11 protein-coding genes are annotated in these 12,247 nt (G+C 68.4%); 8 read left to right on the top strand and 3 right to left on the bottom strand.

Annotated elements, in window-relative coordinates:
• Positions 1-12 precede the first annotated feature (12 nt).
• Positions 13-1,134 carry a glycoside hydrolase family 88 protein gene (locus KO481_RS27875; RefSeq protein ID WP_215921388.1) on the top strand — a complete coding sequence of 374 codons (1,122 nt, stop codon included), beginning with the start codon at positions 13-15 and terminating at the stop codon, positions 1,132-1,134.
• On the opposite strand, the gene KO481_RS27880 is transcribed toward KO481_RS27875, so the two are convergent.
• Together KO481_RS27880 and helR are read right to left on the bottom strand one after the other, a co-directional pair.
• Positions 1,093-2,418: an MFS transporter gene (locus KO481_RS27880; protein WP_215921390.1), complete on the bottom strand. Its 1,326-nt coding sequence runs from the start codon at positions 2,416-2,418 to the stop codon at positions 1,093-1,095. The two genes, KO481_RS27875 and KO481_RS27880, sit on opposite strands and share 42 nt — an antisense overlap.
• A 238-nt stretch (positions 2,419-2,656) precedes the next feature.
• Entirely contained in the window at positions 2,657-4,855 is a 2,199-nt protein-coding gene (gene helR / locus KO481_RS27885; protein ID WP_215921392.1) for an RNA polymerase recycling motor ATPase HelR, read from the bottom strand.
• A gap of 417 nt (positions 4,856-5,272) precedes the next feature.
• Here helR and KO481_RS27890 point away from each other — a divergent pair, with 417 nt between their 5' ends.
• The 6 genes from KO481_RS27890 (at position 5,273) to KO481_RS27915 (ending at position 10,169) form a co-directional block, all read left to right on the top strand.
• Complete coding sequence (locus KO481_RS27890) at positions 5,273-5,872, top strand: hypothetical protein (RefSeq protein WP_215921394.1); 600 nt, start codon at positions 5,273-5,275, stop codon at positions 5,870-5,872.
• Complete coding sequence (locus KO481_RS27895) at positions 5,865-7,313, top strand: CoA transferase (RefSeq protein WP_215921396.1); 1,449 nt, start codon at positions 5,865-5,867, stop codon at positions 7,311-7,313. Before KO481_RS27890 ends, KO481_RS27895 begins: the two co-directional genes overlap by 8 nt.
• A gap of 167 nt (positions 7,314-7,480) precedes the next feature.
• A complete protein-coding gene (locus KO481_RS27900) occupies positions 7,481-9,049 on the top strand; it encodes a phytoene desaturase family protein (RefSeq protein WP_215921398.1) in 1,569 nt (522 codons plus the stop codon).
• A 130-nt stretch (positions 9,050-9,179) separates the two neighbouring features.
• Entirely contained in the window at positions 9,180-9,488 is a 309-nt protein-coding gene (locus KO481_RS27905) for a PadR family transcriptional regulator (RefSeq protein ID WP_215921648.1), read from the top strand.
• On the top strand, positions 9,485-9,841 hold the full coding sequence (locus tag KO481_RS27910; protein WP_215921400.1) for a DUF1048 domain-containing protein: 357 nt from the start codon (positions 9,485-9,487) through the stop codon (positions 9,839-9,841). Before KO481_RS27905 ends, KO481_RS27910 begins: the two co-directional genes overlap by 4 nt.
• Position 9,842: 1 nt before the next feature.
• Complete coding sequence (locus KO481_RS27915; RefSeq protein WP_215921402.1) at positions 9,843-10,169, top strand: DUF1048 domain-containing protein; 327 nt, start codon at positions 9,843-9,845, stop codon at positions 10,167-10,169.
• A gap of 3 nt (positions 10,170-10,172) precedes the next feature.
• Here the strand turns inward: KO481_RS27915 and KO481_RS27920 are convergent, their stop codons facing one another.
• Complete coding sequence (locus KO481_RS27920) at positions 10,173-11,168, bottom strand: hypothetical protein (protein WP_215921404.1); 996 nt, start codon at positions 11,166-11,168, stop codon at positions 10,173-10,175.
• Positions 11,169-11,421: 253 nt separating this feature from the next.
• Here KO481_RS27920 and KO481_RS27925 point away from each other — a divergent pair, with 253 nt between their 5' ends.
• A complete protein-coding gene (locus KO481_RS27925; protein ID WP_215921406.1) occupies positions 11,422-12,237 on the top strand; it encodes a DUF1707 SHOCT-like domain-containing protein in 816 nt (271 codons plus the stop codon).
• Positions 12,238-12,247: the final 10 nt, after the last annotated feature.

Consider the following 12,247-nt stretch of genomic DNA (forward strand, 5'->3'; position numbering starts at 1 on the left):
CGGGAGGCCGCGATGTCGTCCGATGATCTGACCTCGGCCCGCGACGCCGCGCCGCCCCTGCCCCCGCTCCCGAACCTGATCCGGGATCGCCTGGTCGAACTCGGCGAACGGGTGGTGCGGGCCACCTGGAAATCCGGTCTGCCGTCGTGGTTCTGGGGTGAGGGCGTGTGCCTGCTCGGCATGATCCGCCTCGCGCAGGCCTGCGGTCTGCCGGTCCCCGGCGAGGTGGTGGCCTGGCTGCGGGAGCAGAGCCGGGCAGGGATCAGCATTACCCACGTCAACAATCTGGCCCCCGGTATCGCGGCGCTGCTGGCCGCCACCGAATATCCCGAGTTCGCGGAGACCGCCGAGCGGCTGGGCCGATGGCTACGCGAATCACCGGACGCGACAAGGGATCCCAGCGGTGCACTGGAGCACTGGCCGGGGGGCGTATGGGCGGACACCACATTCATGGCCGGGGTCTTTCTCGGGCATCTCGGGGAATACCGCCACGACGCGGCGCCGCTGGACGAATTCGGCGATCAGCTCATCGCTCATGCGGCGATCCTGCAGGACCCGTCCACCGGCCTGTTCGCGCACGGTTCACACCGGGGCGAGACGATCCCGTGCCACTGGGGACGCGCCAATGCGTGGTGCGCGCTGAGCGCGGTGGAGTATCTCGAGCTCGCCGCGTGCGCGGACCCGCCCGTCGATCCCGGCCGGGCGCGGCGCATCACCGAATCGCTGCTGCGGCAGCTCTCGATGCTGGCCGCACTGCAGCCCGAGCACGGAGTGTGGAGCGTGCTGGTCGACGATCAGGCCGAGAACGCGGGGATCCTCGAGACCTCCGCCGCGGCCGGGCTCGGCGCGGCGATGCTGCGGGCGGCCGCGGTGGTCCCCGACTGTCCCCCCGAGATCGTCGCGGCGGGCAGGCGCGCGGTGTGCGGAGCGCTGGCCTATGTCGGCGACGACGGGCTGCTGACCCGGGTCAGTGCGGGCACCGTGCTGCAACTGGTTCCCTTCGGCTACAGCGTGATTCGCGACGATCGCCCGCAGCCGTGGGGTCAGGGCCTGGCCCTGCATGCCATAGCCGCGGCCATCCGGTGGCTGGATTCAGCCGGCGCGCAGGTCGTTTCCGCGGACCGGGAGCAGTAGCAGCAGCCCGGCGCCCAGCACCAGGAGCAGGCCCAGGATTCCGGCGCGTTCGGCGTGCAGCGCCCAGACGAAGAAGCCGAAAAGCGCTGGGGCCAGGAAGGACACCGCCCGGCCGGTGGTCGCGTACAGGCCGAAGAGCTGGCCCTCGCGGCCGGGCGGGGCCACCCGGGCCAGGAACGAGCGGGCCGAGGCCTGGGCGGGACCGACGAAGACCGTCAGAGCCAGGCCGAATATCCAGAACATGATCGGGCCCGAGACGACCAGCAGGACCAGGCCACAGGCGAGCATGCCCGTCAGGGAGGTCACGATGACGATCTTCGGGCCGAGGCGATCGTCGAACCGCCCGGCGACCACCGCCCCCAGGGCCGCAACCACATTCGCGGCGATCCCGAACAGCAGCACGTCAGCGTCGGCGATGCCGTACACCCGGACCGCCAGGATCGCCCCGAAGGTGAATACGCCGGCCAGGCCGTCGCGGAAGACGGCGCTGGCCACCAGGAAGCCCACGGTGCGCCGATCCGCCCGCCACAGCTCGCGAATGTCGCTCCACAGCACCCGATACGAGCGCAGGAAACCGACCGCGGCCCCGGAATCCGCCGCGGTGCCCGGCAATTCGGGCACGAACAGGAACAGCGGCACCGCGAAGACCGCGAACCACGCCGCCGCCAGCACCGCGACCAACCGGATGTTCTCGCCGTCGCCGGTCGGGATGCCCAGGAACCCCCTGGTGTCCCCCGTCCCGGAGATGAAACCGAAGTAGCAGATGAGCAGCAGGAAGATGCCGCCGAAATATCCCATGGACCAACCGAATCCGGAGATCCGCCCGACGGTCGCGGGAGTCGAGACCTGCCGCAGCATCGAGTTGTACGGCACGTGCGCGAGCTCGGCGAAGGTCGCCCCGGCCGCCAGCAACAGCAGCCCCAGCCACAGATAGTGGTAGTCCGCGCGCACGAAGTACATGCCCGCCATCAGCAGAACCGTGATCGTGGTCAGGATTCCCAGGGAGAGTTTGCGTTTCGCATTCGCGTCGAACCACTGCCCGCTCACCGGCGCGGTCACGGCGATCACCAGTCCGGCCGCCGCTAGCGCCCACCCCAGCCACGCGCTCGCCGAAATCCCGCCGGGGAGATCCTTGCCCACCTTGTCGGTGAGGTAGACCGAGAATACGAAGGTCACAATCACCGCGTTGAACGCGGAGACGGCCCAATCCCAGAATCCCCACGCCAGCACCGCTGCACGGCCCGTGGCCCGGCCGGCGCCCGCCTGTCCCGAAACCTCGGTCATGCCGCGGAGACTACCCAGGCGGGAGTCCCGATGTGCGTCATCGCTCGTATTACGCCGTGAGCCGGCCGCAGGCCAGCCACGGCGCCGCGACCACCGCGATGAGCGCGGTCACCACCCAGCGAGATTCGAGCCGCGCCGCCAGCGCTCGGCCGCCGCCTGTCACAGCGGCCGCGGTCCGCCCGCCCCGGGACCACCGGTTCCCGACCGGCGCACTGGTTTCGGCTCGGCCACCGGACGGTCAGCTCGCGGTCCGGGCGGGACTCTCGAGCTCGAGGAGCCCGGACAGCGCCCCCGGCAACGGATCCCGGTGCAGCACGCCCAGGCGCTGCGTGGCGCGGGTCAGCGCGACGTAGAGCTCCGCCGCGCCGCGCGGGCCGTCGGCGAGAATCCGGTCGGGGTCCACGATCAGAACAGCGTCGTATTCCAGGCCCTTCGTCTCCGACGCGGGCACCGCTCCCGGCACATCCGGCGGCCCGATCACTACGCTCGTGCCCTCGCGGCGGTCCTCGTCTCGCACGAATTCCGCTACCGCGGTGGCTAATTCGTCCTCGTCGACCCCGCGGGACCACGGCCGCACACCGCACGCGCGGACCGAGTCCGGCGCCTGCACCTCCGGTGCGAACTCCGCGAGCACCGCGGCGGCAACGGCCATGATCTCGGCCGGAGTGCGATAGTTCACCGTCAGTGACCGGTAGACCCAGCGGCCCGGCACGTACGGCTCGAGCATCGCGCCCCACGAGATCGCCCCGGCGGCCGACCGGCGCTGCGCCAGATCGCCCACGACCGTGAAGGATTTGCCCGGGCAGCGCCGCATCAACACCCGCCAGTCCATCGCGGACAGCTCCTGCGCCTCGTCGACCACGATGTGCCGGTAGGTCCACTCGCGGTCCGCGGCGGCGCGTTCGGCGAGTTCCCGGGTGTCGTACTCGGCGAAACGGTCGGCCAGATCCTCGGCGACGATGATGTCCTGGGCGATCAAGCCGATGTCGTCGTTCAGGTCCTCGCGCTCGATGAGCGTGTCGAACACACCCGCGGCATACTCGGCCTCGGCCCGGCGCTCGCGCTCCACGGCCTGCTCGGCGGCCCGTTCGGCCACCGTGTCGCGGCCGAGCAGATCGACCAGTTCGTCGAGCAGCGGCACGTCCGACACCGTCCATGCCTCGCCATCGGCGCGCCACAGCGCCTCGTCGACGCCCGTCGCGCGCAGCCGGTCCCGCGACGAATACAGCTGTGACAGTAGCTGTTCGGGCGTCAGGATCGGCCAGAGCTCATCGAGGGCCGCGGTGAATTGTTCGTTGTCGGCGAGCTCGGCGACCAGATCGGCCCGCATGTCCTCCCACGCCTGCTTGTCTTCGCGGTGCAGCCAGCCCTTGCCGATCCGGGCGATCGCGCGCTCGGTGAGCACCCATTCGATGATCTCCCGGAACACCACGCGGGCCTCGTTGTGCGGCCGTCCGCTCTCGCGCGCCTCCTGCACCGCCCACTCCGCGGTCTCGGCATCGATCCGCACCGCCACGTCCGTGAGCTCGATCACCAGCGGCGTCGCCGGAATCCGCTGCCGGGCGGCGATCGCCGCCGCGAGCACGTCGAGGATCTCCAGCGAGCCCTTCAGGCGCGCGGCCTCCGGGCCGTCCTCGGCCGTGACGGTCAGTCCCGGCACCAGGCCGCCGGTGGTGGTGAACACCACGTTCGTCTCGCCCAGCGACGGCAGCACGCGCCCGATGTGCCGCAGGAAGGCCGGATTGGGGCCGACCACCAGCACGCCGTGGCGTTCCATCTGCTCGCGCTGGGTGTAGAGCAGGTAGGCGACGCGGTGCAGCGCCACCACGGTCTTGCCGGTGCCGGGGCCGCCCTCGATCACCAGCACGCCGGGATGGTCGAGCCGGATGATCTCGTCCTGTTCGGCCTGGATCGTCGCCACGATGTCGCGCATGCCCTCGCCGCGCGGCGCGTTCACCGCGGCGAGCAGGGCCGCATCGCCGCGCTCGCCGGCGCCGGGACGGCCGAACACCTCGTCGGTGAAATCGACCACGGTGCGGCCGCGGGTGTGGAACTGACGACGCCGCCGCATGTTCTCCGGCGTCGCCGCGGTCGCGGTATAGAACGGCCGCGACGCCGGCGCGCGCCAGTCCAGCAGTACCGGCTCGTAGTCGTTCTGCTCATCGAGCAGGCCGATCCTGCCGATATACGCATGCTCACCGGCCACGGTGTCCAACCGGCCGAAGCACAGCCCGTTGTCGGCCACGTCCAGCCGTTTCGCCTCCCTGGCTAGCGCACGCACCTCGAAATCCCGTTCCATGGGCGTTCCACCGGTACCGCCCAGCGCCGCGCGGTACCGCCCCCGCACCCGCGCCCGCTCGGCGTCCAGGCGCGCGTAAAGCCCTGCCACATAGCCGCGCTCGTCCCGTAATTCGTCGTCATACCCCAGATCCGACACACGCCCTCGCTTTCCCTGCACAGTTCCCCGCGATCGACGGACCGCACCGTCGTTTCTCAACATCCATTTCCGCTGGTTCCGGCCTCGGCCAGCGAGTATGCGGCATCACCCCGCCCTTGCCGCAAGCCCCCGGGTGCGCTATATAATGAATATGGGAAAGGGAGCGGTATCCGCCTGAATTCATTCCCGTTCTCCCGAGCAGCGCCGTCACCTTTCGTGTGTTCCGGATATCCCGATCGAGTTCCGGCGCACGGCAGCACCACACATTGCGTTCGGCGGGTTCGGTTGGCAGCATGGGTGAGGAAATGCTGCCGGATCCAGAAATTCCTCACGAGGGCCTCTCCGTCCGCGACACTCGGTGCGCGGTTGCCGGAGTCCGGCCGGGCGGGACGCGGCACGAGTGGGCGGGGATAGGTTGTGCCGCACCGTAATCGGGTGCTTCCCGGCGGGGAGATAGTCACCGACGCGCATCGCGGGAGCTGGATGGGAAACCGCGGCGGCCCGATCTCCGGGACCCCGGGGCACAGGCAGTGGGCGAGCACGCACTGGATCTACTGCAGGCTGGCCTTCAAGGGGCGTACGCGCGTATTCCGCGAGCCCGGACGCAAATACACCGAGCTGTTCTTCTTCGACGAGGCTGTGGCCCTGGCCGCCGGCCATCGTCCGTGCGGCGAATGCCAGCATCGGCGGCTGCGCGAGTACAAGGCGGCCACGTTCGATACGGCCGTGTCCGTGGACACGCTCGACTCGATACTGCACCGGGAGCGCCTGGCACCGGAGTATGCCGAAATCGGTTGCCTCCCAGCAGGAACGTTTGTTGCCTACGACGGTCGCCCCGTATTGCTCTGGGCCGGAACGGCCTACGCGTGGACCCCGGACCGGGGATATTCCGAGTCACCGCCGCCCGCACCCTCGACCCGGGTGCGCGTACTCACTCCGCAACTCACCCGGCGGGCTCTGGCGGCCGGATTCGCGGTACGCCCATGGCTCGAATACGAAGGAGCAGACCATGACTGAGCAGATCGCCACCCCCGACACCATGGACGACCTGGATCACGGTGCGGCACTGAACGATCTCGTGGCCAATCTCGGGCTCTCGACCGAAGCCGCCGGGGGCAGTGTGAGTTTCGCCGGTCGCGATCCGATCGTGGCGGCCCGGCACCGGCTCGGGGCGTGCATCGGCATTCCGATCATGGCCGCCGCCGTCGGCGCGGTCGCGCTGCACCGCCGCCGCGGTGGTCCGGATCAGGATCTGCACCTGGACCTGCGCCAGGCCGTGCACGGCATCACGCCGCACGCGTTCTGGCATCCCACCCTTGCCGGCGAGCTGCCGCCGTTCCCGCTCGTCGCCGACAATCCCTTCCTGCTCGCGCCCTACCGCACCGCCGACGGGCGGACCGTCATGGCCTCGGGCGTCTATCCGCATCTGGCCGCGAAGTGGTGTCGATACCTCGATGTCCCACCGGATTACGCGAAGGTCGCCGCGGCGTTCGCCGCCCGTGACGCGTTCGAGCTGGAGGAGTCCGCGAATGCCGCCGGGCTGCCGCTGTGCGTCGCCCGCACCCCGCAGGAGTGGCTGGCTCACCCGCAGGGTGCGCTGCTGGCCGGGCAGCCGGTAATCGGACTGCGCCGGATCGGCGATGCGCCCATCCACGACTTCGGCTCCGCTACAAGGCCTTTGGATGAGATCCGGGTGCTGTCGTTCACGCACGCCATCGCCGGGCCCACCGTCGGGCGCACCCTGGCCGAGTACGGCGCCGACGTGCTGTGCGCCACCCGGCCCAACGACTACGAGCACGACTTCATCTACGCCGAGGCCAATGTCGGCTCCCGCAGCACCTACCTCGATCTGAACACCGACGCCGGTCGCGAGCGCGCCGATCGGCTGCTGGCCGATGCCCACGTCGTCGTCAACAACCATCGCGGCGACAAACTCGAGCGGCTCGGGCTCGACCCCGGCCGGCTCGCCGCCCGCCATCCGGGCATCATCGTCGTCTCGGTGACCTGCTACGGCTCCGAGGGCCCCTGGCGCACCCGCGGCGGCTTCGACATGAACGGCTCCGCCGCCTCGGGCCTGATGACCCTCGAGGGCACACCCGAGGACCCGAAGCTCCCCGTCACCGGCATGATCAACGACTTCATCACCGGCTACATGGGCGCCGTCGGCGCACTCGCCGCACTGAACAAGCGCGCCACCGAGGGCGGGTCCTGGCACGTCACGGTCAACCTGACGCGTACCGCGATGTGGTACCAGACGCTGGGCCTGGTCGACCCCGCCGCCGCGGGCGCCGACGAGTCGCACTCCCTCCGGGAACCCACACCCTACGATGCCCCCAGCCCCCTCGGCGACGTCCACATGCTCGCCCCACCCGTCCGGTTCTCGCACTTCACCCCGTCCTGGCCGGACCCACCGCTGGTGCCCCGCGGATCCAGCACCCCGGCGTGGCGCACGCGCTGACACCGAAGCGGCGGGCGGGGAGCACATGCCCGCCGCCCGCTCGTCGCAGCGGCGCTGAAGGCACATGCGCCGTGGCCAATTTCGAGGGCTGCCCGAGTGCGCCGACCGGGTGTAGCTTCTTGTCACAAATGACGTGATCAACGTCGCCAGCGACAAGGCGTGATGCTATGAGTGACTACGACGCGATCGTTGTCGGAGCCGGACACAACGGATTGACCGCGGCCGCCATCCTGCAGCGCGGCGGCCTGCGGACGGTATGCCTGGAGGCGAACCATTACGCCGGAGGGATGGCCGCCTCGCTCGAGCTCGTCGACGGCTTCCACTTCGAGATCGCCGGTTCGGTGCAGTTTCCCACGCCCGGCGTCATCCGGGAGGACCTCGGCCTCGACACGTTGCCCACGATCGAACCCGAAGTGATGTCGACCAATATCACCGACAGCGGCCCGCCGCTGATCTTCTACCGAGATCCGGTGCGGCTCATGGCTCATCTCGGCGAGGCGCACGGCAACGAGGCCGTCATGGGCATGGCCGCGATGTTCCTCTGGGCGCAGGCCCCGGCCCGGGCGCTGGGCCGCTTCGATGTCCGGCAGCCGCCCAAGACCTACGACGAGATGTATGCCTGCGCGACCAATGAGCAAGAGCGTCAGGCGATTACCGACATGCTGTTCGGATCCGTCACCGACGTCGTCGACCGGCACCTGCCCGATCGGGACAAGCACGCGTCCCTGCGCGCCATGCTGGCCTACCTGGCGGTGAACACGACCTATCGCGGTCCGGCGACGCCGGGCAGCGCCGCGGGCCTGGCCTACGGTCTGGCCTCGCCACCCGACGGCATGCCGATGATGACGAAGTTCGCCGGTGGGGTGGGGGCCCTTCCCGTTCATCTGCGGCGGATGTTCACCGAGCACGGCGGTGAACTGCGCCTGCACGCCAGGGTGCGCGCGATTACGACCGCCAACGGCCGGATCTCCGGGGTCCAACTCGAGGACGGCTCAACGATTTCCGCGCCGATCGTCGTGTCCAACCTCTCCCCCGACGTCACCCTGACCGAGCTGGTGGACCCGAGCGCGCTGCCCGCCGATCTCGTCGCAAGGGTCTCCCGCGTGGACCATCGCGGCGCCTATCTCCAGATGCATTTCGCCCTCGACGGCCGCCCGGAATTCGCTGCGCCGTACGAGCTGCTGAACGCTCCCGGGATGCAGGAATCCATCGCATTGTTCAGCACCACGGAGCAATTGCAGCAGCAGTGGGAGGAGTGCCGTCACGGGCAGGTGCCCCGGGAACCGTCCATCGCCCTGCAGATACCCAGCGACGTCGACGACAGCCTGGCCCCGCCCGGCAAGCACGCGGCCAGCGCCTTCGCGCTCTGGTTTCCGGTGGAGGCCCGGCACGGGAACTACAACTCGCTCCGAGCCGAGATGGCCCGCCGGGTGATCGCGAAAATAACCCGCTATGCACCCAATTTCGAGAAACTGATCATCCGGAACACCACCTTCGCGCCGATGAATATGCAGCGGATGTTCGGCGCACCCGGCGGCGACTTCTGCCAGGGTCTGCTGCATCCCGACCAGATCGGGATCAACCGGCCCGGCCCGCGGGGATTCACCGACCTTCCCATCCCGCTCGAGGGGCTCTATCTGTGCGGCGCGGGCTGCCACGGCGGCCCCGGCATCAGCTTCATTCCCGGATACAACGCGGGGTACCAGGCCCTGGCAGACGCCGGACGCCAGCGCTGATCCGCTCCCGACGGGCCCCTTCTTGCACGAGCGCCGCTTCCCTACTATGTGATACAGTCTAGTGGTAGTCGGTACCACCGAATAGTGGACCGAGGATCGAAGGAGGTCTGCCACGGACAACTTGACCGAGATGCTGAAGGGCACGCTCGAGGGCTGCGTTCTCCAGATCATCGACACCGAGGAGACATACGGTTATGCCATCACGCGACGGCTGAACGAACTCGGTTTCGCGGACGTCATCGAGGGGACCGTTTACACCATTCTGCTGCGGCTGGAGAAGAACGGACTGGTCGATGTCAAGAAACGACCGTCCGAGGTCGGCCCGCCGCGCAAGTTCTACGCACTCAACGACGCCGGACGTGAAGAGCTCGCGACGTTCTGGGCGAAATGGCTGTATGTATCGTCCCGCATCAACGAGCTGAAGGACAGTAGGAAATGAACTTCTGGGAGACAATCACAGGCAGCGACCTCACCCGGGAATACAAGGCCTTCGACGCGCGGGCCGCGGCACTTCCGGACGAATATCGAGCCGCCTGGGAGGAAATCAAGGGCCATCTCTCGCCCTACACGGATTTCACCGGTCGCAACCTGATGCCGATCCTCGACGGCGTCCTGGGACTGCTGGAGGAAACCGCGTCGGACGGCCAGAGCGTCCAGGACGCACTGGGCGGCGATATCCAGGGCTTCTGCGCCGCGATCGCCGGCGAGGAGGGCGCCAAGAGCTATCGCGACAAGTGGCGCGATCAGCTGAACAAGAACGTTGCGAAGAAACTGAGCAGGCTGGGAGAATAACGTGGGCATTCGCGAGATCATCGAAGGCAAGCGGGAATGGCGCGCGCACGTGGCGCGGGTCAAGGCGCTCCCGCCGGATTACCGGATCGTCTACGACGAGATTCAGAAGTATTTCTTCAAGATCGGCCCGGTCGGGCTCACCGACGGGGATCTGCTCTCGGGACTCGTCGATTTCTTCGAAGAGGGAGTCGCGTCCGGCAAGGGCGTCATGGAACTCATCGGCGACGACGTCGCGGCCTTCTGCGACGACCTGGTCAAGGACGAGCGCACCTATGCCGATATCTATCAGGAATCGGTCGGCAAGGAGGCCGGCAAGCACCTGTCCTGAAAGTCATTCCGGCGCATCGTCTTCCCACCACGGCCGCCTCTCGACCCTGACCGCTTTGGCGGCCTCCATGACCGCACAGGCCTTCTGCGCCATATCGAAGACGTGCGGATGATCGGATTTCAGCCTGGCGGCGAGGATGCGCTCCACGCCGAGCAGCCGGAGATCGCCGCGCCAGCGTTTGTGATACCACAGGTGCGTGATCCCGGTGGGCTGATTGATGATGTGCAGATTGTTCCACACGCCGTAACGTGGGTCGTTGGTGATGAATTCACCGGCGAGCGGCGAATGGACGGCGTTGATGATCGGCGTCGCAGTGAGCGCGTGCTCACGGGCGATCACCGGGAGCAGGCGTTGCTCGGCGAACAACAGCTCTCGCGCCAGGCCGACCTCGTAATGGGACCGCCCCGGGTTGCCCACGATGAACCGCGTCGCCTCCTCGACGTAGGCCTCGCGCACCCGGGCGGCGTCGGCCCCGAAATAGAGCACGCTGGAATTGGCGGCGTTGAGCCGCCAGTTTCGCCGCGGGTCGAGGGTGTAACCATCCGGCGCCCGCAACTCGTGCGGCGGCGGATACCACACCGTGGGCCAAGTCGATTCCCAGTGCGTGAACACCACGCCCTGGGTATCGAATTCCCTTGCCAGGCTGCGCCATACGATCAAATCGCAGTCGATCGACGCGAACGGAATCCGGGCGGCGCCGACGGCGAGAATGCGCGCCAGGCTGAAGTATGCCTTCGGGTCGACATCCAGCGACCGCATCGAGGCGAACAACGCGGTGTCGACCTTGTCCCACAGGCCGAGCAGCCCGGTCCATTCCAGGTATTGGACATACGGATCGTCGCAGTACAACGTCGCCGGTCCGTTGTGCCGGCGCCATTCCGCTACCGACGCACACAGTGCGAGCAGTTCCAGCCGGGACAGCTCGGGCCGTTCGGTGCCGCGCGGCGCCGACCACAGGGCGAATATGCCCTCCACCCCGCCACGCTCCATCTGCTGCACGTGTGCCAAAGTAGCGCGAATCGGAAGCGGGCGGCGGGCGTGGGCCGCCCGGTCAGCGCCGCGCGTCGATGCGTTCCCACCCGCGGCGCGCGACACCATCGACATGGCTGGGATCGGCGAGAATCCGAGCCGCTACCTTCCGACATTCGCGGATTGGCGCACTATCAGCTATCGGCGTGAACCGGTTTCGGGCCGCTCCGATTGCCGACCGAAGCATCTACCGCCGAGCCGATCCGGCTGCGACCATGATGCGGTGTCTTCCGAACATCCGCAGGACGGCGCCGCCCTGCGAGCCAGCGACCTCGACCGATCGATGGCGGGTACCGCGCTCGACAATGCCTATGCCGACGGCGAACTCGACAATGCGGAGTATCACTCCCGCCTCGAGGCCGCTACCCGAGCCAAGACTCGCGGGGATCTACACGCCCTGCTCGGTGATCTGCAGGTCCCGCATCCACTCACGGAGCTGCCAGCGGAACCGGCCCCAGCCCCGGCGCGGCGCGGAAGCTGGGGACCGATCGTTCTCGCAGTCGCGATCGCGATCGCGATCATCGTCGTCGTCATCGTGATAGTGGCGCTCCCGACCGGCCGGACCAGATCGAGCAGACCGGCAAGCATGCCGTACGGACCCGCGACCGCATCGAGCAACGCGCGCCCGGACTACACACCGGAGGATGCCGCGCTGCTGCAGCATCTGCCCACCGGATACGACCAAACGAACTGCTACCACCAGAATCCGGAACCGAGCGAGGTGGCCGCGCTGCACTGCGACCCGTACGCGGGCCGCCTGGAGGCGGCCTTCTTTCTCTACCCCGACGCCGCGACACTACAGCAGAGCTACGACAACGACCGGCAGTCCTCGGCGCACACGGCCTGTGCCGACGGCGCACCGGACAACGCCTACTCGGCGGGGCGATACGAATGCATCCTGTCCAACGGCGCCGGGGTCGTGCCGACGATCGAATTCACCTCGAATCCCCAGAACGTTCTCGGGGTCTACTTCGCCGCCGGCCCGAATGACGCGGCGGGCCTGATGAATTGGTGGAAGCAGCACAATCGACTGCGCTGATCCGCCGCCA

The sequence above is a fragment of the Nocardia albiluteola genome, assembly GCF_018860155.1.
Classification (GTDB): Bacteria; Actinomycetota; Actinomycetes; order Mycobacteriales; family Mycobacteriaceae; genus Nocardia; species Nocardia albiluteola.